General features: G+C 64.5%; 23 protein-coding genes. 20 read left to right on the top strand and 3 right to left on the bottom strand.

Annotated features, from left to right (window positions below; all coding sequences use genetic code 11):
* Positions 1–122: 122 nt before the first annotated feature.
* Entirely contained in the window at positions 123–776 is a 654-nt protein-coding gene (fsa, locus tag RA20_RS02370; protein WP_039124262.1) for a fructose-6-phosphate aldolase, read from the bottom strand.
* Between the two features lie 81 nt (positions 777–857).
* On the opposite strand from fsa, the gene RA20_RS02365 reads away from it, so the two are divergent.
* Entirely contained in the window at positions 858–3,053 is a 2,196-nt protein-coding gene (locus RA20_RS02365; RefSeq protein ID WP_039124260.1) for a primosomal protein N', read from the top strand.
* Between the two features lie 122 nt (positions 3,054–3,175).
* On the opposite strand, the gene RA20_RS02360 is transcribed toward RA20_RS02365, so the two are convergent.
* Positions 3,176–4,237 (bottom strand): YeeE/YedE family protein, encoded by a 1,062-nt coding sequence (locus tag RA20_RS02360; RefSeq protein ID WP_039124258.1) that lies wholly within the window; start codon positions 4,235–4,237, stop codon positions 3,176–3,178.
* A gap of 174 nt (positions 4,238–4,411) precedes the next feature.
* On the opposite strand from RA20_RS02360, the gene RA20_RS02355 reads away from it, so the two are divergent.
* From RA20_RS02355 to RA20_RS02345, 3 genes are all read left to right on the top strand, one after another.
* A complete protein-coding gene (locus tag RA20_RS02355; RefSeq protein WP_039124315.1) occupies positions 4,412–5,647 on the top strand; it encodes an MFS transporter in 1,236 nt (411 codons plus the stop codon).
* Between the two features lie 104 nt (positions 5,648–5,751).
* Positions 5,752–6,624, top strand: a complete 873-nt coding sequence (locus RA20_RS02350) for a 50S ribosomal protein L11 methyltransferase (RefSeq protein WP_039124256.1) — start codon at positions 5,752–5,754, stop codon at positions 6,622–6,624.
* A 103-nt stretch (positions 6,625–6,727) separates the two neighbouring features.
* Positions 6,728–7,072 (top strand): hypothetical protein, encoded by a 345-nt coding sequence (locus tag RA20_RS02345; RefSeq protein WP_039124255.1) that lies wholly within the window; start codon positions 6,728–6,730, stop codon positions 7,070–7,072.
* Between the two features lie 188 nt (positions 7,073–7,260).
* Here the strand turns inward: RA20_RS02345 and RA20_RS02340 are convergent, their stop codons facing one another.
* Complete coding sequence (locus tag RA20_RS02340; RefSeq protein ID WP_039124253.1) at positions 7,261–7,479, bottom strand: DUF1127 domain-containing protein; 219 nt, start codon at positions 7,477–7,479, stop codon at positions 7,261–7,263.
* 327 nt (positions 7,480–7,806) lie between these two features.
* Here RA20_RS02340 and ruvC point away from each other — a divergent pair, with 327 nt between their 5' ends.
* From ruvC to RA20_RS02260, 16 genes are all read left to right on the top strand, one after another.
* Positions 7,807–8,304: a crossover junction endodeoxyribonuclease RuvC gene (ruvC, locus tag RA20_RS02335; RefSeq protein WP_039124251.1), complete on the top strand. Its 498-nt coding sequence runs from the start codon at positions 7,807–7,809 to the stop codon at positions 8,302–8,304.
* Entirely contained in the window at positions 8,301–8,990 is a 690-nt protein-coding gene (gene ruvA, locus RA20_RS02330; protein ID WP_039124249.1) for a Holliday junction branch migration protein RuvA, read from the top strand. Before ruvC ends, ruvA begins: the two co-directional genes overlap by 4 nt.
* 23 nt (positions 8,991–9,013) lie before the next feature.
* Positions 9,014–10,045, top strand: a complete 1,032-nt coding sequence (gene ruvB, locus RA20_RS02325) for a Holliday junction branch migration DNA helicase RuvB (protein WP_039124247.1) — start codon at positions 9,014–9,016, stop codon at positions 10,043–10,045.
* Positions 10,042–10,380 carry a hypothetical protein gene (locus RA20_RS02320; protein ID WP_241482199.1) on the top strand — a complete coding sequence of 113 codons (339 nt, stop codon included), beginning with the start codon at positions 10,042–10,044 and terminating at the stop codon, positions 10,378–10,380. Before ruvB ends, RA20_RS02320 begins: the two co-directional genes overlap by 4 nt.
* A gap of 352 nt (positions 10,381–10,732) precedes the next feature.
* A complete protein-coding gene (locus tag RA20_RS02315) occupies positions 10,733–11,401 on the top strand; it encodes a hypothetical protein (RefSeq protein ID WP_039124246.1) in 669 nt (222 codons plus the stop codon).
* Complete coding sequence (gene thpR / locus RA20_RS02310; protein ID WP_052248786.1) at positions 11,401–11,973, top strand: RNA 2',3'-cyclic phosphodiesterase; 573 nt, start codon at positions 11,401–11,403, stop codon at positions 11,971–11,973. The genes RA20_RS02315 and thpR overlap by 1 nt, the downstream gene beginning before the upstream one ends.
* A 38-nt stretch (positions 11,974–12,011) precedes the next feature.
* Positions 12,012–12,407, top strand: a complete 396-nt coding sequence (gene ybgC, locus RA20_RS02305; RefSeq protein WP_039124244.1) for a tol-pal system-associated acyl-CoA thioesterase — start codon at positions 12,012–12,014, stop codon at positions 12,405–12,407.
* Between the two features lie 93 nt (positions 12,408–12,500).
* Positions 12,501–13,196, top strand: coding sequence for a protein TolQ (gene tolQ / locus RA20_RS02300; RefSeq protein WP_039124242.1), 696 nt, complete (start codon positions 12,501–12,503; stop codon positions 13,194–13,196).
* Positions 13,197–13,200: 4 nt separating this feature from the next.
* On the top strand, positions 13,201–13,692 hold the full coding sequence (tolR, locus tag RA20_RS02295; RefSeq protein ID WP_039124240.1) for a protein TolR: 492 nt from the start codon (positions 13,201–13,203) through the stop codon (positions 13,690–13,692).
* 15 nt (positions 13,693–13,707) lie between these two features.
* Positions 13,708–14,850 carry an energy transducer TonB gene (locus RA20_RS02290; protein WP_039124238.1) on the top strand — a complete coding sequence of 381 codons (1,143 nt, stop codon included), beginning with the start codon at positions 13,708–13,710 and terminating at the stop codon, positions 14,848–14,850.
* Positions 14,847–16,172 (top strand): Tol-Pal system beta propeller repeat protein TolB, encoded by a 1,326-nt coding sequence (tolB, locus tag RA20_RS02285; RefSeq protein ID WP_039124236.1) that lies wholly within the window; start codon positions 14,847–14,849, stop codon positions 16,170–16,172. The genes RA20_RS02290 and tolB overlap by 4 nt, the downstream gene beginning before the upstream one ends.
* A 91-nt stretch (positions 16,173–16,263) precedes the next feature.
* Positions 16,264–16,764: a peptidoglycan-associated lipoprotein Pal gene (pal, locus tag RA20_RS02280; RefSeq protein WP_039124234.1), complete on the top strand. Its 501-nt coding sequence runs from the start codon at positions 16,264–16,266 to the stop codon at positions 16,762–16,764.
* 4 nt (positions 16,765–16,768) lie between these two features.
* Positions 16,769–17,623 (top strand): tol-pal system protein YbgF, encoded by an 855-nt coding sequence (gene ybgF / locus RA20_RS02275; RefSeq protein WP_039124232.1) that lies wholly within the window; start codon positions 16,769–16,771, stop codon positions 17,621–17,623.
* Complete coding sequence (gene tilS / locus RA20_RS02270) at positions 17,620–18,870, top strand: tRNA lysidine(34) synthetase TilS (RefSeq protein WP_082017888.1); 1,251 nt, start codon at positions 17,620–17,622, stop codon at positions 18,868–18,870. The genes ybgF and tilS overlap by 4 nt, the downstream gene beginning before the upstream one ends.
* 78 nt (positions 18,871–18,948) lie before the next feature.
* Positions 18,949–20,862: an ATP-dependent zinc metalloprotease FtsH gene (gene ftsH, locus RA20_RS02265; RefSeq protein WP_039124231.1), complete on the top strand. Its 1,914-nt coding sequence runs from the start codon at positions 18,949–18,951 to the stop codon at positions 20,860–20,862.
* Between the two features lie 132 nt (positions 20,863–20,994).
* Positions 20,995–21,570 carry an MOSC domain-containing protein gene (locus RA20_RS02260; protein WP_039124229.1) on the top strand — a complete coding sequence of 192 codons (576 nt, stop codon included), beginning with the start codon at positions 20,995–20,997 and terminating at the stop codon, positions 21,568–21,570.
* Positions 21,571–21,774: the final 204 nt, after the last annotated feature.

The raw sequence follows: 21,774 nt of genomic DNA, 5'->3' as shown, positions 1-21,774 counted from the left end.
GCCCGGCAGCAGCCGGGGAGGGCAGCGGCGCGGGAGGGTTTGGAGGATTGCACCGGGATCCGGCAAAGAAAAAGGCGCCCCGGGGTGGAGCGCCTTTTACGGGTTTAGTCAGCCGGAAGGGGTCAGAGGATCTTGATCTCTGCCGCCTTGATGTCGGCGAGGAACGCGTCCAGGCCCTTGTCGGTCAGCGGGTGGTTCACCATCGCCTTGATCACCGCGGGCGGTGCAGTAATCACATCGGCGCCGATGCGGGCCGAATCCAGCACGTGGTTCACCGAACGGATCGAAGCCGCCAGGATCTGGGTCTCAAACCCGTAGTTGTCATAGATGGTGCGGATGTCCTCGATCAGCTCCATGCCATCAAGGTTGATGTCGTCCAGGCGGCCGATGAAGGGGGAGATGAAGGTTGCGCCCGCTTTGGCTGCCAGCAGCGCCTGGTTGGCCGAAAAGCACAGGGTCACGTTCACCATGTGGCCGTCATCGGTCAGGGTTTTGCAAGCCTTCAGGCCATCCCAGGTCAGCGGCACCTTGACCGCGATGTTCTCGGCGATCTCCACCAGTTTGCGGCCTTCGGCAATCATGGTGTCCGCATCCGTCGCGGTCACTTCCGCCGAAACCGGGCCATCGACCAGGTCGCAGATCTCCTTGGTCACTTCGATGATGTCGCGGCCGGATTTCTTGATCAGCGACGGGTTGGTGGTGACGCCGTCCACCATGCCCAGGTCGTTGAGCTCGGCAATGGCGCCGATCTCGGCGGTGTCTACAAAGAATTTCATGGGGCAGTCCTCTGGATGGGTTGGCCTCTGTCGCTTCTGCCTTTACCTCATGGGATACCAAGCGGCAACACGGGCAGCAGCATGAGCGGGCAGGAGTTCTTTCAGGCAGGAGAGCGGGTCGGGGTGCTGACCACGCAACCCCTTGACCGGCTTCTGGATTACCGCGCCCCCGAGGGCGGCTGTTTCATCGGTGCCTACGTCGAGGTGCCGCTGGGGCCGCGCAAGGTTCTGGGCGTGGTCTGGGGGGCAGGCGCGGGCGGGTTCGATTCGGCCAAGCTGCGCTCGGTGATCCGGGTGCTGGATGTGGCGCCGATGCGCGGCGAGATGCGCCAGTTTCTGGGCAAGGCCGCCGACTACACCCTGACCTCGATGCCCGCGATGCTGCGGCTGGCAACGCGGGCGCCGGGGCTTTCCGATCCGCCTTCAATGCGCAAGATCCTGCGCCGGGGTGAAGGCGTGCCGGACCGGATGACCGACGCCCGCACAAGGGTGCTGGAGGTGCTGGAGCAATACGGCGGCCTGGCTTTCACCCCGCGTGAGCTGGCGGATATGGCAGATGTGACGCCCTCGGTGGTGAAAGGCCTGGTGAAACAGGGTGCCCTGCGCGAGGAGGAAGCGCCGCGCGATCTGCCGTATCCGCATCTGGATCCGGAACTGCCGGGCAAGGAGCTGACAGAGGATCAGGCCGGAGCGGCAGCTGTGCTAGCCGAGGCGGTGCACAGCGGCAAATACGGAACGACTTTGCTGAAGGGGGTCACTGGCTCCGGCAAAACCGAGGTCTACCTGGAGGCTGTCGCCGCCTGTCTGCACGCCGGGCGGCAGGCGCTGGTGCTGCTGCCGGAAATTGCGCTTACAGCAGAGTTCCTGACCCGGGTGGAGGCACGTTTCGGGGCGAAGCCGGCAGAGTGGCACTCCGGCGCCACCATGACTGAACGCCGCCGGGTCTGGAAAATGGTCGGGCAGGGCGCGGCGCAGCTGGTGATCGGCGCCCGGTCTTCTCTGTTCCTGCCGTTCCGCGACCTTGGCCTGATCATCGTCGATGAAGAGCACGACACCTCTTACAAGCAGGAGGACGGGGTGCTTTACAATGCCCGCGACATGGCGGTGCTGCGCGCCGCGATGTGCTCGGCCCAGGTGGTGCTGGCCTCGGCGACACCGTCATTGGAGACCTGGGCCAATGCGGAGGCCGGGAAGTACAAACGGCTGAACCTCACCTCCCGCTTTGGCGCTTCGGTGCTGCCGGAGATGCGCAGCGTGGACATGCGCTCCGAGGATCTGCTGCCCTCGACCTGGATTTCACCCACACTGAAACAGGCGATGAAGCTCAGGATGGAGCGGGGCGAGCAGTCGCTGCTGTTCCTCAATCGCCGCGGCTTTGCCCCGGTGACCATCTGCCGCGCCTGCGGTGCGCAGGTGGCGTGCGACCATTGCGACGCACGGATGGTCGAGCACCGCTTCATGAAGCGGCTGATGTGCCACCAGTGCGGTGAGACCAAGCCGGTGCCGGAGGCCTGCCCCTCCTGCGAAGTGGAGGGGAAAATGGCGCCGGTTGGTCCCGGTATCGAGCGGCTGGCGGAAGAGGCGGCGGCGCTGTTCCCTGAGGCGCGGATCGCAGTGCTGAGTTCTGACCTTTTTGGCTCTGCCCGGGCGCTGAAGGCCCGCATTGAGGAGATTGCGGCGGGTGAGGCGGACATCATCCTGGGCACTCAGCTGGTGGCCAAGGGCCACAACTTCCCGCTGCTGACGCTGGTGGGGGTGATCGACGCCGACCTCGGCCTGCAAGGATCGGACCTGAGGGCCGCGGAGCGCACCTTTCAGCTGATGCGGCAGGTGGCGGGCCGGGCCGGGCGGGCCGAACGGCCCGGGGAGGCCCTGATGCAAACCTTCCAGCCGGAACACCCGGTGATCCGGGCAATTCTGTCCGGGGATGAGGAGAACTTTTGGAAGGCGGAAGCGGCCGAGCGCCAGGCAGCAGGGGTTCCGCCCTATGGCCGGATGGCCGGGATTATCCTGTCGGGGCCGGAGCTGGCCGAAGTCTTTGATCTGGGGAATGCAATGGCGCGCAACGACGGGCCGCTGCGGCAGATCGGAGCGCAGCTGTTCGGCCCGGCGCCGGCGCCGATTGCCCGTGTGCGGGGGCGCCACAGAGTGCGCCTTCTGGTCAAGGCTGCCAAGGGGGCGCCGCTGCAGGAGGCGCTGGCCCGCTGGACGGCACCGCTGCGCCTGAAAGGCGACCTGCGCCTGAGCATTGATATCGACCCGCAGAGTTTCTTGTGATGCAAGGGGGCTCTGCCCCCGGCCTGCGGCCTCCCCCGGGGTGTTTTTGACCAGAAAGAAGCCGCTTTCCTTTTGCCTCGATCAGCTGGAGCAAGAGTTGGAGCCGCGCATCGGGCCCAGGCTCAGACCGCTGCGGTTTCAGCTGAAGCGCGGGTCAGGAGGCTGGTGGCGGTCGCGCCAATCCACATGCAGAACAGCGCTGCCCAGGCTGTACCTGCGAAAATCGAGCCGCCGGTAACCCCGGCACCAATGGCGCAGCCGCCTGCCAGCATGCCGCCAAACCCCATCAGCGCCGCGCCGGTCATCGCCTTGCGCATGGTGGCGGCGCCGTCAAAGGCCTGCAGTTTCATCTCTCCGGTCAGAGCGGCAGCGGCCATCGCACCGGCGAACACGCCGGGCACCAGCCCGATATCGAATTCCAGCACTGCGCCGCGGTCCAGAAAGAACATCAGCGTATGCGCAGAGGGGCCTGTGAAGGTGGCGCTTTCGATCTGTACCGGATCGAAGGCGATTTGGCTCAGCGCATAGGTCAGCACCCAGCCCAGCGCCACGGCAAAGCCCACGCCGGAGGCAAACATCAGCCGCGCCGCGCCAATCCTGTTCCGGCGCGCCAGCCCCAGAGCCAGGACGGCGGTGCCCAGGCCCAGCATCAGCCCGCCGGGTTGCGGCAGGCCAAAGGCGGCCAGCAGGTCCAGATTGCGGCCGCCTTCGGTGATCCAGAGCCTGGCCAGCCAGTCGCGGGCGGGCGACAGCAGGCCGGAAAGACTCATCTGCGCCACCACCGCAAAGATCAACCCGGACACCACCGAGCGCAGGTTGCCGGTGGCGGCCAGCACCAAGAGCCGCCCCGAGCAGCCGCGCGCCAGCACCATGCCGCAGCCGAACATCAGCCCGCCGAGGATGGCGCCGGACCAGCTGCCCGGCACCGCCATCATCCGGGCGTCTGCACTTTCCATCAGCCCCAGCAGCTGTGCTGCCTGCACCCAGACCACCGCGGTGGAGAAGGTCAGCAGCCAGACCGAAACCTTGTCTCCCAGCCGGCCGCCGGCGAATTCCACGGTTGCCGCCCGCAGGCAGAAGCGGGAGCGCTGTGCGGCAATGCCGAAGACGATGCCTGTCACCAGGCCCAGCAGGGCCGCTGCAGGGGCTTCGCCAATGCGCTCTGCCAGGGGCACCAGATCCATCACAACTCTCCCAAATTCGCAAATCTGCATATGTCATGAATGCGCGCAGTGTCTTGATGCAGATCAGCCGCGGCGGATTTTCTGCGGCCGGGCCTTTGCGCGCTGGTGCGGAGGTGCATGTGCGGCGGCGTCTTTCCTCTCGCCAAAAGGGTCGTGGAGGCTTAGATGCAAAGCATGTTCAAACCGATGCCCCTTCTTGAGGCGCAGGGCCTCCCGTTCTGGCGCCGTCCCGTGACGCTCCTGTTCCTGATGGCGCTGGCGATGCCGATTGCCTTCAATGCCTGGAGCGCGCTGCTCAACAACTTCGTAATCGAGGCGGCGCAGTTCGATGGCGCGGACATCGGCCTGCTGCATACGGTCCGCGAGATCCCGGGGTTCCTGGCGGTGGGGGTGATTGCTGTCATCCTGTTCATCCGCGAGCAGGTGCTGGGGCTGATCTCGCTGATGCTTTTGGGTGTGGCCACGGCTGTCACTGCCTGGTTCCCAAGTCTGGGCGGCCTGCTGATGGTGACGCTGCTCAGTTCGATCGGGTTTCACTACTACGAGACGGTGAACCAGTCGCTGCAGCTGCAATGGCTGTCCAAGGAGAAGGCGCCGCAGACGCTGGGCTGGCTGGTGGCGGCAGGCTCGGCGGCGACGCTGGTGGTTTACGGCCTGATCGTGCTGACCTGGGACCGGTTCGACCTGGCCTATAACACGGTGTTCCTGGCTGCGGGCGGTGCGACGGCGCTGATCGCGCTGGTTGCGCTTTTTGCCTATCCGCAGTTTGACTCGCCGACACCGCAAACCAAGAAGCTGATCCTGCGCAAGCGCTACTGGCTGTATTACGCGCTGCAATTCATGGCCGGAGCGCGGCGGCAGATCTTTGTGGTCTTTGCAGGCTTCATGATGGTCGAGAAGTTCGGTTTTGACGTGCATGAGCTGACCGGGCTTTACCTGATCAACCTGATGATCAACATGACCGTGGCGCCCTTGCTGGGCAAGGCTGTGGCGGTCTTCGGCGAGCGGCGCACGCTGATCTTTGAATACGCAGGGCTGGCGATTGTCTTTGCCGCTTATGGCGGGATCTACTGGTTCGGCTGGGGGGTGGTGATTGCCGCTGTGCTTTATGTGGTGGATCACGTGCTGTTTGCCTTGGCTCTGGCGCTCAAGACCTACTTTCAGAAGATTGCGGATCCGGCAGATATCGCCCCGACCGCAGCTGTTGCCTTTACCATCAACCATATCGCCGCGGTGTTCCTGCCGGTGCTGCTGGGGCTCTTGTGGGTCTATTCGCCGGGCTTGGTCTTTGCTCTGGCTGCAGCGATGGCACTGGTTTCTTTGTCGCTGTCGCTGCTGATCCCGCGTCACCCGGAACCCGGGAACGAGACCATCTTCAGCAAATACGCGCGCCCGGCGCCGGCCGAGTGATCCCGCTGCGCTGTGGCGCAGCCTGGCTTCGAGCCGGGCTGAGGGCGCTTGACGCGGGGCGCGCGGCGGCCTAGGCGCTTGCCAACAGTTTCTGGAGAGACGCCATGCCCACATACACCGCCCTCACCACCCTTACCGGAAAAGCCCAGGCCGAGGCGCTGGGCGAAGCGATGGAGCGGCTGAACCCGGAGCCCACCGGCGTTGGCGTCTTCGAGATGGAAGACGGCTCGGGCCTGTGGGAAGTCGGCGGCTATTTCACCGAAAGCCCGGATGAGGCGGGCCTTGCGCTGCTGGAAGCCATGCATGGCGCCAAGCCCTTTGTGGTCTCGGAAGTGCCGGAAACCGATTGGGTCGCCCATGTGCGCCGCGAACTGGCGCCGGTGGAGGCGGGCCGCTTCTTCGTTTACGGTTCCCACGATGCGGACAAAGTGCCCGCGGACCGCATTCCGCTGCTGATCGAGGCGGCGATGGCCTTCGGCACCGGCCATCACGGCACCACCCTCGGCTGCCTCAAGGCACTGGACCATCTTCTGGACCAGGGTTTCCGTGGCGAAAAAGTGGCGGATATCGGCTGCGGCACCGCGGTGCTGGCCATGGCCGCCGCGCGGGTCTGGGACGGCACTATCCTGGCCAGCGACATCGACGAAGTCGCAGTGGAAGTGGCCGAGGCTAATCTTAAAGCCAACGGCATGGGCGGCCAGGTCATCTGCCTGGAAGCAGCCGGGTTCGACAATCCCGAGCTGCAGGCCCAGGCGCCTTTTGATCTCATCTTCGCCAATATTCTGAAGGGCCCGCTGGTCGCATTGTCGCCGGATGTGGCGGCGAATCTGCGCCCCGGCGGCTATGCGATTCTCTCCGGCATCCTGAACGAGCAGGCGGATGGGGTGATCGAGGTTTATGCACAGAACGGCATCAATCTGGAGCGCCGGGACGAAATTGGTGAATGGACAACGTTACTTCTGCGTAAAGCGGGCTGATTGAACTAAGTTTGCGGCGAATTTTAGGGGTTCGCCGCATTTTCGCCGCATTTCGAGCCAACAATAGGCCATCCGCTGGTGGGGGCCAGTTCGGAGGCTCGTAATGGGCGAACATCGTGATCAGTTCCAGGCGCGTTTGAAGCAAATCAACCGCAAGCATGAAGCCATGTCCGGAGGCTATTCGGCAAAACTGCGGCCCGACGGGCTGCTGGTTGTCAAGCCGCGCCGGGTGCAGTCCCGGATCTCCGGGCGCTCGGTCGTGTTTTTCGTGGCGGCTTTTCTTCTGTTCAAGGGCTTCCTGATGGCGGCACTTGGTTTTGGCAGCTATGACGAGCGGGTCAGGACCCTGGCGCAGGGCAGCGCTGTCGAACGCGCGGGCGCCTTTGTAATGCAGGCGGATCCGGTCTCCGTTTTTGTAGCACAGAAGATCGGGCCGATCCTGCGGTGACGGAAAGACCAGGCTGACAGGGAAATCAGCTATGGGGGCTGAAAAGGCCGCGGGCATCCAGCCTGCGGCCTCTTTCGTTTCGGGCAGCGGTGCACTGCAGTCCAGCAACAAAAAACGCCGCGGCCTGTTCAGGTCCGCGGCGTTTCCCTATTCGCCCCGAGGGAGGAGGCAGGGCGGAAACAGGTGTCTCAGAAGACAGATTTGCCTTTGGCAACGTGGTCGATGTCGCCGCGCGACATGCCGATGTCGGCCAGTTCGCGGTCGCTCAGACCGGACAGGGCGTTGCGGGTTGCGCGCTCGTCATTCCAAGCTGCGAAAGCGCCGGTTGCAGCAGCAACCAGGGCTCCGAAACGGCCAAACAGGCCGGTGGAACCATAAGTGGTACGGGTGGTGTCAAATGCGGCCATATCCTTGTCCTCTGATTAGGTGTTAGCATTCGTTCGCGTCGTTGCGATGGACCGCATCTAGGGCTGAACAATTTCCGCAGCAAGGCCTGAAATTGCATGTGTCATATGCAATTTGTGCATAGCTTTGAGCCTTGCAAATAAGGGGTAAACGCCCGGTTGCTGAAATGTGGCAAAAGTGTCGGTCCCGCATTTGCAAACGGTCGGAAACAGACCTCGCGCATCGGTGTCTGCAATTGCCGGGAGAGGGAAAGCAATTGGACATGTTCGCGTTTTGTGCTAATCGTGGGCAAAATAATTTCTGATAAGCGGGCAGGGACCGGGCACATCATGCGGATATTGGGCATTGATCCGGGGTTGCGGAACCTCGGATGGGGGGTGATCGATTCGCAGGGCACCCGTCTCAGCCATGTGGCCAACGGGGTTTGCACCTCGGATGGCGACGACCTGGGCGAGCGGCTGCTGTCGCTGCATAACCAGGTCAGCGAAATCATCACGGCTTTTGCGCCGGATCAGGCTGCGATCGAACAGACCTTCGTGAACAAAGACGGCGCCGGAACGCTGAAACTGGGCCAGGCCCGCGGCGTGGCGCTGCTGACGCTGGCCAAGGCCGGACTGCCGGTGGGGGAATATGCGCCCAACCGGGTCAAGAAAACCGTGGTCGGCGTCGGCCATGCCGCGAAGGAGCAGATCCTGCATATGGTAAAGCTGCAGCTGCCCGGCTGCCTGCCGAAAAACGCCGACGCAGCTGATGCGCTGGCGATTGCCATCTGCCACGCCTATTACGGCGGCACCCAGCAGCGGCAGTTGAAGGAGAAACGCGCATGATCGGCAAGCTGACAGGACGGCTCGACTACCGGGCGCAGGATCACGTGCTGATCGATGTGCGCGGCGTCGGCTATATCGTCTATTGCTCGGACCGCACCATGGCCGCGCTGCCCGGGCCGGGCGAGGCGGTGGCGCTTTACACCGACATGGTGGTGCGCGAGGACCTGATGCAGCTTTACGGCTTCACCTCGCTGGTCGAGAAGGAGTGGCACCGGCTGCTGACCTCGGTGCAAGGGGTCGGGGCCAAGGTTTCTCTGGCCATTCTCGGCGCGCTGGGGCCGGACGGGGTGAGCCGGGCCATCGCCCTGGGTGACTGGGCCTCGGTCAAGGCTGCCAAAGGGGTCGGCCCCAAGACCGCGCAGCGCATCGTGCTGGACCTCAAGGACAAGGCGCCGGGAGTGATGGCTATGGGCGGCACTGTCGTGGACGCCATGGACGGTCCGGGACTGGATGTGATTGAGGACGCTGAGCCGGCTCCGGCAGCCAAGCCCGCACGCAAGGCGCCGCCTAAGAAACCGTCAGGAGCCGCTGCAGCCTCTGCCGGGGCGCTGTCAGCTTTGGGGAACCTGGGCTATGGTCCTTCAGACGCCGCTGCCGCGGTCGCAGAGGCTGCGGCCACGTATCCGGATGCCGATGAGGCAGAGCTGATCCGCGCCGCATTGCGCCTGCTGGCGCCCAAGGGCTGAGGCAAGAGGGACTTGACAGACAAATGATCGACGCTGACCCCGCCCTCCGCCCCGAACCGCTGCCCGAAGACAGTGCTGCGGAAAACGACCGAGCCCTGCGCCCGCAGGGGCTGGGCGAATTCATCGGCCAGGCCGAGGCCCGCGCCAACCTGCGGGTCTTTATCGAAAGCGCCCGCCGCCGCGGCGAGGCGATGGACCACACGCTGTTCCACGGGCCTCCGGGCCTCGGCAAGACCACATTGGCGCAGATCGTTGCGCGCGAGCTGGGGGTGAACTTCCGGATGACCTCAGGGCCGGTGCTGGCCAAGGCGGGCGACCTGGCCGCAATCCTCACCAACCTGGAAGCCCGGGATGTGCTGTTCATCGACGAGATTCACCGGCTGAACCCGGCGGTGGAGGAAGTGCTCTATCCGGCGATGGAGGATTTCGAGCTGGACCTGGTGATCGGCGAAGGCCCTGCCGCGCGCACCGTCCGGATCGAATTGCAGCCTTTTACCCTGGTCGGCGCCACCACCCGCATGGGCCTTCTGACCACGCCGCTGCGCGACCGCTTCGGCATCCCGACCCGGCTGCAGTTTTACACCATTGACGAGCTGTTCGAGATCGTCAGCCGCAACGCCCGCAAGCTGGGCGCGCCGGCGGATGACGCCGGCGCCCGCGAGATCGCGCGGCGCGCCAGGGGCACCCCAAGGATCGCCGGGCGGCTCCTGCGCCGCGTGGTGGACTTTGCGGTTGTCGAGGGCGATGGAAAGATTACCCGCGAACTGGCTGACGGCGCGCTCACCCGGCTGGGGGTGGATCAGCTGGGGCTGGACGGTGCTGACCGCCGCTATCTGACGCTGATTGCTGAAAACTATGGCGGCGGGCCTGTGGGAATCGAGACGATCTCGGCAGCCCTGTCCGAGAGCCGTGATGCACTGGAAGAAGTAATTGAACCTTACTTGCTGCAGCAGGGGCTGATCCAGCGCACGCCGAGGGGCCGGATGCTGGCGCAGAAGGCCTGGGCCCATCTGGGGATGGCGCCGCCGCGGTCGCAGAATGACCTGTTCGGGTGACGGCTGGAGGCGGGATAGAGGCCGGAGCGCGCAGCGATAGTATTGCCGGGCTGACGGAACTGGCGCGGCTGGTTGCGGACGCTTATGCCGAGCGGTTCGGCATCGCCCGCGATCCGGCGTGGTATCTCGGCAAGATGACCGAAGAACTGGGCGAAGTGGCCTCTGCTTATCTCAAACTTGCCGGCCAGGGCCGGGGTGAGGCTGCGCGCCGGGACTTGGAAGATGAGGTCGCGGATCTTCTGGGATTTCTGCTGCTGTTTGCGGAGTGGCAGGGGATCGATCCGGCACAGGCTCTGCGGCGCAAGTGGGGCGGGTATTTGCCGCCCTCTGCCTGAAGTCCCAGGCGGGCCTCCCGCCCGTCGCGGCGGCATCCAAGATGCCTTGCTCCCGTTGGGCCAAGCGCCGCGCTGGCGCGCGGCGTGCCTCCGGCGGGTATGCTTGAGGCAAGAGGAAGCAGCTGTCAGCGGCAATTGAGCAGACCGGAGCTTTCCGCTGTTTCCCGGCAGGTCCGGCGGCGGCCGTCCGGTGCGCGTGCAGCCAGCGCTACCGCGCCGCGCCAGCGGCGCCGGGCCCAAAGCCGCCAAGGGGGCTGGCGCAGCCAGGCACCTGCGGGTGCGGGAGCCTCCCCGCACTCTTGCCACTGCGTGCGCCAGGCGGCATAGACGGGGCAGCACCAAGGAGACGCCCATGACTGCCCAGCTGCCGGATCTGATGCCGGAACAGATCGAAGCCATGTTCACCCGCTCTGACGGCTCTTATGCATTTGCCCGCTGGGGGCGGCCGGTGGCACCGATTGTGTTCGGGGTTGAGGATGAGACCCTGAAGACCGTCAAGGGAGCGCTGGAGGCGGTGATGACCCTGGCGGGACATCAGATGGCCGAAACCGATCCGGAACTGGGTTCCAACCTGATGTTCTTTTTCTTCCGGGAATGGGACGAGCTGCTGGCGGTGCCGGACCTGGACAGGCTGATTCCCGGTTTGCAGCCGCTGGTTACTCGGTTGAAGGACGCGGATGCCAGCCAGTACCGGGCGTTCCGCTTTGACGGCCAAGGCGCGATTCAGGCGGCGTTTGTGTTCCTGCGGATGAAGGGCGCCATGGCGCAGATGCCGGCCGAGACCCTGGCGCTGACCCAGGCCGTGCAGGCGGCGCTGATGTGGGGGGACGGCGCATTTGCCGAGGCCTCGCCGCTGGCGGTGATCCCGGAAACCGGTGCAACCATCCTGCGTCCGGAGATCGCCGGGGTGATCGCTGCGGCCTATGACCGGATGATGCCAGTGGCGGCAGAGGACAAATCCCATGCGCTGCGCCTCTTTGCCCGCTTGCAGGCCCCGGCTGCTGAACAGCCGCAGCTCTGATGCGTGCGTTTGTCGGCCTGCCGCTGCCGGACCCAGCCCTGGAGGCGCTGGAAAGGGTGCAGGAAGGGCTGACTGTGGGGCGGCAGGTGCCGCCGGAGAACATGCATCTGACGCTGGCCTTCCTGGACGATCAGCCGGAGGCGGTGCTGCAGGCCCTGCATCAGGAAATTGCAGAGATTGCCGGGCCGGCGCTGGATCTCTCTTTTGACGAGCTGGAAGTCTTTGGCGGCAAGCAGCCGCGCGTACTTGCGGCTGCAGTGCGGAAGACACCGGAGCTGAGCCGCCTGCGGGACCGGGTGCGCAGCGCGTGCCAGTCAGCCGGAATTGAGCTGCCGCGCGAGCGTTTCCGTCCGCACGTTACGCTGGTCAGGTTTCCGCGGCATCTGCAGCCCGGCCGGCTGGAGAAGATCGCTGGGTTTCTTCAAGACACGGGAGGGTTCCGGCTGGAGGCAAGGGCTGACAGAATTGCCTTGTACCAGTCAACCCTGATGCCGGATGGCGCCCGCTACGAGGTGCTGGCAGAATATCCGCTGGGAGACGGGCCGGTTGAGGCTGCCGGGCCCGGGGAATAGGGTGCGCAGGAAAATGCAGGAGAGCAGGAGAGCAGGCCATGAACCATGATTTCCCTGTCCGGGTCTACTATGAGGACACCGACATGGGCGGGATTGTCTATCACGCCAATTACCTGCGTTTCATCGAGCGTGCCCGCAGTGACTGGGTGCGCGGCATCGGCGTGGATCAGAACGCGATGCGCGAGGCCGGGCTGATCTACGTGGTGCGCCGCATTGAGGCGGATTACCTGGCGCCCGCCAAATTCGATGAAGAACTGCTGGTCTGCACGTCGTTGCACAGCGTGACACCTGCCAGAATGACATTGATTCAGGAAGTCACCCGCGGCGGCCAGCCGCTGTTCCGGGCGCAGGTCACCATTGTCTGCATCACCACCGGCGGCAAACCGGCCAGGCTTCCGGCAGAGATTCGCGCACTCAGCTCACAATCGGCGTGAGCCCGCCTGTTTTATTGGCCTTTCCTTTTGTTCTGCGCTAGCTTTGCCGCAAATAAGGCCGGAAAAACGGCCGGGACATCGAAGAGCAGGCGAATGGAAGCAGAAACTCTGGCGCTGGCGCAGGAGATTGATTTCTCCATGTGGGGCCTTTTCGCGCGGGCCACCGTAACCGTGAAACTGGTGATGCTGATGCTGATCGGGGCCTCCATCTGGTCCTGGGGCATCATCATTCAGAAGATGATCAATTACCGCCGGGCGCGCGGCGAGGCCGACGCCTTTGACCGGGCCTTCTGGTCCGGCAACCCGCTGGATGAGCTATTTGACCAGCTGGGGGCAGAGCCGCCGGGGCAGGCGGCGCGGATCTTTTCTGCGGGCATGACCGAATGGCGCCGCAGCCACCGCAGCGACGGCGGGCTGATCCCGGGTGCGCAAGCGCGCATCGACCGCTCGATGGATGTGGCCATCGCCAAGGAAACCGAAGGGCTGCAAAGCGGGCTGTCGGTGCTGGCTACGGTTGGCTCGACAGCGCCGTTTGTGGGCCTGTTCGGAACCGTCTGGGGCATCATGACCGCCTTTATCGAGATTGCCGAACAGCAGAACACCAACCTCGCCGTGGTGGCCCCGGGCATCGCCGAGGCGCTGATGGCGACCGGCCTGGGCCTGCTGGCGGCGATTCCGGCAGTTGTCTTTTACAACAAGCTGAGCGCGGACAGCGATCGCATCATCGGCGGCTACGAGGCCTTTGCCGATGAGTTCGCCACCATCCTCAGCCGCCAGCTGGATTCCTGAGGCCATGGGGGCCGCAGTCCAGCAGCCGCAGGGAGGCAGCAACCGCCGCAGGGGCCGCCGCCGCCGCGGCGGGCGTCCGATGTCGGAAATCAACGTGACGCCTTTTGTGGACGTGATGCTGGTGCTGCTGATCATCTTCATGGTGGCGGCACCGCTGATGACCGTGGGGGTGCCGGTGGAGCTGCCCAAGACCGCCGCGGGTGCCTTGCCGGGCGACGATGAAGAGCCGCTCACCGTGACCATGACAGCGGAAGGCGGGGTTGAAATTCAGACCACGCCGGTGGCGCGGGACGAGCTGGTGCCCCGGTTGCAGGCTATTGCGGCAGAGCGAAGCTCGGACCGGGTGTTTCTGCGTGCCGATGGCAAGATTGCCTATGCCGATGTGATGCAAGTGATGGGTGCGCTCAATGCCGGCGGTTTCTCTAACGTGGGGCTGGTGACCGACACTGGCGGCCCGGCGCTGAACGGGCAGCCGTCCGAGGGCACGGGACAGTAGGCGGGGACGCACAGGGTGCAGACCGGAACCAAGATTTCACTTGCCGGGCACGGGCTCTTGATGGGCTGGGTGGTCTTTGGCGCCTGGTTCCCGTCCGAACCGCTGCCCTTTGAGGTGCAGCAGGTGGCGCTGATTTCGGCGGAGCAATTCGAGAAACTGAGCCAGCAGCGCCAGGCGCCGCAGGTCTCGCCGGAGCCCGCGCCGCTGAATGAGCCGGAGGCAGTGCAGCCCGCTCCCGAACCTGCACCGCAGCCTGATCCCGAGCCCGAAATCACGCGGCCTGAGCCGGTGGCGCCTGCAGAGCCGGACCCGCAAGTGGCGGTGCTGCCGGAACCGCAGCCTGAACCTGATGTGCCGGTTGAGCTGCCGTCTGCCGTGGAAGAGCCCGAGGTGCCCTCGCTGGTGCCGCAGGTTGCGCCGGAGGCACAGCAGCGCCCGTCGGACCGGGTGGCACCGGTGCCGGTGGCGCGTCCGGAGCCGGACACGGCGGTGGCCGAAATTGAGCAGCCCGAGGTCGCGCCTGAGGAAGGCGCCGAGACCGAGCAGGAGGTGCAGGAGGCCACTGCGCCCGAAGAGGCCAGCGACCGGATCGTGACCGAAGAGAACGAGGGAGAGGAACTGGTGGCCTCGGCAGCGCCTGCGGCTTCGCTGCGGCCCCGGACCCGGCCCGCGCGGCCTCAGCCGCAGCCGGAAGAGGTTGTGGAGGCAGCGCAGCCCGCCGAGCCGGAACAGCCTGCGGAAGAGCCTGCGGCGGACACGTCCTCGGCGGTCGAGGATGCGCTGGCCGAGGCTTTGGCGGGCGGTGCCGATGCGGAAGCGCCGGAACCCTCCGGCCCGCCGCTGACATTGGGTGAAAAGGATGCCTTGCGGGTTGCGGTCTCGCAGTGCTGGAACGTGGGCTCTTTGTCGACGGATGCGTTGAACACCACCGTTGTTGTCGGCGTTTCGCTGAGCGAGGATGGCAAGCCCGACGGCAGCTCGATCCGGATGCTGACCAGCACTGGCGGTTCGGTATCGGCGGCAAAACAGGCATATGAGGCAGCCCGGCGGGCAATTATCCGCTGCGGGCGCAACGGGTTTAACCTTCCCCCTGAAAAATATGCGCAATGGCGCGATATTGAGATGACATTCAATCCTGAAAGGATGCGGATCAAATGAGGAATTTCCTGGCAGCTCTCCTGTTCGGGGCTTCGGCGCTGGCCGGAGCGGGCGCAGCGGCGGCGCAGAACGGCCCGCTGCGCATTGAAATCGACCAGGGTGTGATTGAGCCGCTGCCCTATGCAGTGCCGGACTTCATTCCCGAGACCTCCGCCGCATCGGAGTTCGCGAACCAGATCGCGCGGGTGATCGCGTCGGACCTCAGCGGCACCGGGCTGTTTCGGGAAGTGCCTGCCAGCGCTCATATTTCCAAGGTGACAGGGTTCGACAACCCGGTGAAATATGCCGACTGGAAAGCGGTCAATGCCCAGGCGCTGATCACCGGCGCGGTCAGCGTCAACGGCAACCGGCTGACAGTGCGCTTCCGCGGCTATGACGTGTTTGCCGAGAACGAGCTGGGCACCGGGCTGCAATTCACCGGAACCACCGAGGGCTGGCGGCGGATGGCCCATAAAGTGTCGGATGCGATCTACAGCCGGATCACCGGCGAGAGCGGCTATTTCGACAGCCGGGTGGTCTATGTATCTGAGAGCGGCCCCAAGAACGACCGCCGCAAGCGGCTGGCGATCATGGATTACGACGGCGCCAATGTGCAGTATCTGACTAACAGCGCGGCACTGGTCCTGGCGCCGCGGTTTTCGCCCACCGGCGACCGGGTGCTGTACACCAGCTATGAAAGCGGCTTCCCGCAGATCCATGTGCTGGATGTGGGCAAGGTGCAGCGCAAAATCCTGTCCAGCGGCGACGGCATCATGAGCTTTGCGCCGCGATTTGCACCGGACGGGCGCACGGTGGTTTATTCGCAGACCCAGGGCGGCAACACGGACCTCTATTCGATGGACATCGCCACCGGCGCAAAGGCCCGGCTGACCTCGGCGCCCTCGATTGAGACCGCGCCGTCCTTTTCACCGGATGGCTCGCAGATTGTTTTCGAAAGCGACCGCTCCGGCAGCCAGCAACTGTACGTCATGCCAGTGGGCGGCGGCGAGGCGCGGCGGATCAGTTTTGGCAAGGGCCGTTATGGAACGCCGGTGTGGTCGCCGCGCGGCGACATGATCGCCTTTACCAAGCAGAACAAGGGCCGGTTCCATATCGGTGTCATGCGCACCGATGGCAGCGAGGAGCGGCTGCTGACTGCCTCGTTCCTGGACGAAGGCCCGACCTGGGCGCCCAACGGGCGGGTGATCATGTTCACCCGCGAAAGCCAGGGCAGCACCGGCCGGGCGCTGCTTTACTCGGTCGACATCACAGGCCGCAACCTGAAGCCGGTGAAAACCCCGGACGGGGCCTCTGACCCGGCATGGTCCCCGCTGCAACAGTAAAAGCCCCGTTAGGCGGGGATACCTGCATAGAACCCGGCCCGTTCATGTGTTAATTTCGGGTCAAGAAACAAGAATGGGATAGGCAGACGATATGAGCGGTTTGAAATTGGCATTGGCGGCTGTTGCCGTGCTGGGTTTGTCGGCTTGCGGCACCAACCCGTGGAACGACGATCTGAACAGCGGCGGCGGATCAGCCGGGGCAGGTGCCGACGCGCTTGATCCGGCCAGCCCAGCCTACTTCCAGCAGACTGTTGGCGACCGGGTGCTGTTTGCGGTCGATCAGTCCAATCTGTCGCCCGCCGCTCAGGCAACGCTGCAAGGGCAGGCGCAATGGCTGGCCCGCAATTCCGACTACGTTGTGACCATCGAAGGGCACGCCGATGAGCAGGGCACCCGCGAATACAACCTTGGCCTGGGTGCCAAGCGCGCCAATGCCGCCCGTGAATACCTGATTTCCCAAGGGGTTGCAGGCAGCCGCATCAAGGTGGTGAGCTTCGGCAAGGAACGCCCGCTGGAGATCTGCTCGGACGAGACCTGCTATTCCAAGAACCGCCGCGCGGTCACCGTGCTGGCCGGCGGGCTGACGGGGTAACGCCATGAAACGCCTGCGCACCGCCCTTCTGGCTTCCGTAATGCTTCTGCCGCTGCCTCTGGCGGCGCAGGATCAGCAGACGCTGGCGGATATCCGCCAGGAACTCACGGTCCTTCATGTTGAGATCCAGCGCTTGAAGCGGGAGCTGTCGACCACCGGCACACCGTCGGCCGATGTCTCGGGCAACACGGTGCTGGACCGGGTCGGTGCCATCGAAACCGAGCTGCAGCGGCTGACCCTGCAGACCGAACAGCTTGGCCACCGGATCGACAGAATCGTCGCTGACGGCACCAACCGGATCGGCGATCTTGAGTTCCGGCTGGTGGAGCTGGAAGGCGGCGATATTGCTGCGCTGGAAGACGCCACGACGCTGGGCGGCGGGGAACTGCCGGCGACTGGAGCGACCATCAGCGAAGACGTTGATGATTTTACCGGGAGCGTACCTAGCGGGCAGGTGGAAACCGGCGGTGAACTGGCGATTGGCGAGCAAGCGGATTTCGATGCCGCTGAGAAACTGCTGACCGAGGGGCTCTATCAGGACGCGGCAGAGAAGTTTGCGGCGTTCAATCAGGCTTACCCCGGCAGCCCGCTGGCTTCGCAGGCCGAGTTCAGCCGCGGCAAGGCGCTGGATGGGCTGGGCGACACCCGCGAAGCGGCGCGGGCCTATTTGGCGGCCTTTACCGGAAATTCTGCAGGGCCAGTTGCACCCAAGGCGCTGTTTGAACTGGGTGCTGCACTGGGGCGGCTGGGGCAGACGGATCAGGCCTGCGTGACACTCTCCGAAGTCGGGGTGCGGTTCCCCGGGGCAGGCCCTGAGACGGAGGCCAGGGCCGAAATGGCCAAGCTGGGCTGTTCTTGACGCCGGCACAGCGCGATATCAAATCCCTGGTGTGCAGGCAGTTCCGCTCTGCACTTCCTGACAAAGTGGGCGTAGCCCTGTCCGGCGGCGGTGATTCGATGGCGCTGCTTCATCTGCTGCATGAATGCTTTGGCGGCGACGTGCAGCTGCAGGCAGCAACCGTGGACCACGGCCTGCGCCCGGAAGCGGCGGAGGAGGCCAGATCGGCGGCTGCGGCCGCAGCCGCGCTGGGCATTTCCCATGAGGTACTGCGGTGGGAGATCGGGCCGCGAGAAGGAAATCTGCAGAATCAGGCACGCGAAGCGCGCTATGACCTGCTGGCTGGCTGGGCGCGGCGCCACGGCATCCCCGTTCTGGCGCTTGGCCACACCGCCGACGATCAGGCGGAGACGGTGCTGATGCGGATGGCCAGGGCTTCGGGGGTGACCGGGCTGTCGGGCATGGCAGAGCGGCGCACCCATGATGGCGTGACATTGCTGCGGCCGCTTCTGGATGTGACCCGGGCAGAATTGCGCCAGTTTCTGCAAAGCCGGGGCGTCGGCTGGTCCGAGGACCCCAGCAATGAGGACACCAGGTTTGAGCGCGTGCGGGTGCGCCGGGCGCTTGCAGAACTGGCGCCTCTGGGGCTGACGCCGGAAGTGTTCGCCAAGGTTGCCAGCAATATGACCAAGGCCCGCGAGGCGCTGGATTGGTATGCATTCCTGGCGGCCCGCGACCAGGCGCATGTCCAGGCCGGAGCCGTTGTCCTGTGCCAGCGGAAATTCCGGACTCTGCCCAGTGAAATCGGCCACCGGCTGCTGGTGCGGGCTTTTCAGTGGATTTCCGGCACCCAGTATCCGCCGCGCCGGGTTCCAATGGAAAAGGCTGTTCTGGCAGCGCGCACCGGCGGCTCGGTCACTCTGGCGGGGTGCCGGCTGCTGACCACCACCAAGCAGATCTGGGTCTGCCGCGAATACAATGCAGTCTGCTGCGAAATGGCTTTGCCCGGGCAGGTCTGGGATGACCGGTGGAAGTTTTTTGGCGGAGACGCAAAGGGTTGCGAGGTGCGCGCCCTGGGCAGGCAGGGTTTGCTGGCCTGCCCGGACTGGCGCGAGGCAGGGGTGCCGGGGCCGGTTCTGGAGGCCACGCCAGCGCTGTGGCGCGGCACGGAACTTCTTGCCGCACCGGCAGCCGGATTGGCCAATGGATGGTCGGCCGAGACAGTGGGAACCGAAGAAGAGTTCTTTGCATCCCTTTTATCGCATTGAACCTGCCCGAATGATCCTTATTTTAAGCACAACGCAGGCGGCCGGCGCGGCCCGCCTCATTGATAGGGAGAGCTTTCCTTGGGCAACGCACGCAATATCGCCTTTTGGGTTGTTCTGTTTCTGCTGATCCTGGCGCTGTTCAATCTGTTCAGCGGTTCCGGCAGCACGATGCAGAGCCGAGAAAAGGTATTTTCTGACTTCGTTAGCTCGGTCGAGGCCGGCAAGGTCAGCACCGTGACACTGGATGGCGAACAGGTTCGCTACACCACCACTGACGGTCAGAGCTATGTCACCATCAAGCCGGGGGACGCCGAAGTTACCGCGTTGCTGATCGAGAACGACATTCCGGTGCGGGCTGAAAAGCAGCAGCAGTCGGGCTTTCAGTCCTTCCTGATCACACTTCTGCCCTTCCTGCTGCTGATTGGTGTCTGGATCTATTTCATGAACCGGATGCAGGGCGGCGGCAAAGGCGGCGCCATGGGATTCGGCAAGTCCAAGGCCAAGATGCTGACCGAGAAGCACGGCCGTGTGACCTTTGACGATGTCGCCGGCATCGACGAGGCCAAGGAAGAACTGGAAGAGATCGTCGAATTCCTGCGCAACCCGCAGAAATTCTCGCGTCTCGGCGGCAAGATCCCCAAGGGCGCGCTGCTGGTTGGCCCTCCGGGCACCGGTAAGACACTGCTGGCCCGCGCCATCGCGGGCGAGGCAGGGGTTCCGTTCTTCACCATCTCGGGCTCCGACTTTGTCGAGATGTTCGTGGGTGTCGGTGCCAGCCGTGTCCGTGACATGTTCGAACAGGCCAAGAAGAATGCGCCCTGCATCGTCTTTATCGATGAAATCGATGCAGTCGGCCGCCACCGCGGCGCTGGTTATGGCGGCGGCAATGACGAGCGCGAGCAGACCCTGAACCAGCTGCTGGTCGAGATGGATGGTTTTGAGGCCAACGAAGGCGTCATCATCCTGGCCGCGACCAACCGCAAGGACGTGCTGGATCCGGCGCTGCTGCGCCCGGGCCGTTTCGACCGCAACGTGACCGTCGGCAACCCCGACATCAAAGGCCGCGAAAAGATCCTGGGCGTGCATGCCCGCAAGACTCCGCTGGGCCCCGATGTGGATCTGCGCATCATTGCCCGCGGCACCCCGGGGTTCTCCGGTGCGGATCTGGCCAACCTGGTGAACGAAGCCGCCCTGATGGCCGCGCGTGTGGGCCGCCGCTTTGTCACCATGGAGGATTTCGAATCCGCCAAGGACAAGGTGATGATGGGCGCTGAGCGCCGTTCGATGGTGCTGACCCAGGACCAGAAGGAAAAGACCGCCTATCACGAGGCTGGCCACGCCGTTGTCGGCCTGGTGCTGCCGGAGTGCGATCCGGTCTACAAGGCGACTATTATTCCGCGCGGCGGTGCACTGGGCATGGTGGTGTCGCTGCCGGAAATGGACCGCCTGAACTGGCACCGCGACGAATGCCAGCAGAAGCTTGCCATGACCATGGCGGGCAAGGCTGCAGAAGTGATCAAATACGGTGAAGACCATGTCTCCAACGGCCCGGCCGGCGACATCCAGCAGGCCAGCCAGCTGGCCCGCGCCATGGTGATGCGCTGGGGCATGTCGGACAAGGTCGGCAACATCGACTATGCCGAAGCGCATGAAGGCTACTCGGGCAACACCGCCGGTTTCTCGGTCTCGGCCCATACCAAGGAGCTGATCGAGGAAGAGGTCAAAGGCTTCATCCAGGAAGGCTATGACCGTGCCCACCAGATCCTGACCGAGCACCACGAGGAGTGGGAGCGCCTGGCGCAGGGCCTGCTGGAATACGAGACGCTGACCGGCGACGAGATCAAGCGCGTCATGAACGGCGAGCCGCCGCAGGCAGGCGACGATGAGGATGGCAATGAGGATCAGGGCAACGCCTCGGTGACCGCGATTCCCAAGGCCAAGCCGAAGAAATCCCCGCCGGAAGGCGGCATGGAGCCTGAGCCGACGGCCTGAAACCATAGCTGAGACAAGTAAAACGCCCCGGATCTCCGGGGCGTTTTCTTTTGACGGCGGAACGGCTGGCGGCTGCCCGCAAAGCCTGTAAGGTCGGCACCAGCAAGCGGATTTGAATTGAGGAGTACAGGCATGCCGGTATTGCGCGACAGCGGTTTTCAGGGCGAGGTTACGTGGCTGGGCCATGTCCCGGCGGACAGCGGCCTGCAGTCCGTCCCGTCAGACCGGCTGCAGCTGGGGTTCGGCGGCATCGCCGGGGAACGCCATGAGGGCGAAAACCGCAGCTCCTGCGTGCGGGTGCGCAACCTCTACCCGGAAGGCACTGAAATCCGCAACGTGCGCCAGGTCACCCTCCTGTCGGAAGAGGAGCTGGCGCTGATTGCTGCGGACATGGAAATGGAACGGATCGATCCGGTGCATCTGGGGGCCACCATTGTTCTCCGGGGCATTCCGGACTTCACCTTTGTGCCGCCATCCTCGCGGCTGCAGGGGCCGGACGGGGTGACCCTCACGGTGGATATGGAGAATCGCCCCTGTGTTCTGCCGGGGCGTGAGATTGAAAAGGATCACTCGGGGTATGGCGCCCGCTTCAAGCCCGCGGCGCAGAACCGCCGGGGAATCACCGCCTGGGTGGAACGGCCCGGCGCGCTGTCGCTGGGGGAAAAACTGTCTCTCTTTGTTCCGGATCAACGTTCCTGGAAGCCATGAATTCCCTTCAGCAGGGAAATGAGTTTCCTTTAAGGGGCTGGCGGGAAACACCGGAGAGGCTCCGCGCCGCTTCGGGGCAGGATAATGTCGGAAATCACGCGCGCGTTTTGCCGCGGATTGGCTAAATCTACCGCCAACCCGGCATTCTGTGCCGGCGATTGTATGCAAACTCAGCAGGAATCTTGCCATGAGCTACAAGAGTGA

The sequence above is a fragment of the Leisingera sp. ANG-Vp genome (genome assembly GCF_000813725.1).
In the GTDB taxonomy this organism is placed as follows: Bacteria; Pseudomonadota; Alphaproteobacteria; order Rhodobacterales; family Rhodobacteraceae; genus Leisingera.
Note: the sequence above shows the minus strand (reverse complement) of the source record. Positions and strands in the feature narration are given on the sequence as shown.